Here is a 214-nt window from a genome sequence, read left to right on the forward strand (position 1 = left end):
CCGGGTGTGGATGTCGGATATTACCTACCTGCGCACCGGTGAGGGCTGGTTGTACTTGTGCGCGGTCCGCGACGGCCATTCCCGCAGGGTATTGGGCTGGGCAATGGATAGTGTTCAAGACACACACCTGGTTGAACGGGCCCTGCGGATGGCGCACACGCTGCGCGGTGACGTTCCTGAAGGACTGGTGTTTCACGCTGACCGTGGAACGCAA

The 214-nt window shown here is 61.2% G+C and carries 1 protein-coding gene; it reads left to right on the forward strand.

Annotated elements, in window-relative coordinates:
* Nucleotides 1-214, forward strand: a 214-nt coding sequence (locus HMPREF3056_RS13110; protein WP_141759866.1) for a DDE-type integrase/transposase/recombinase, incomplete at both ends; no start/stop codon positions are given.

The organism is Corynebacterium sp. HMSC056F09 (assembly GCF_001815785.1).
Classification (GTDB): Bacteria; Actinomycetota; Actinomycetes; order Mycobacteriales; family Mycobacteriaceae; genus Corynebacterium; species Corynebacterium hiratae.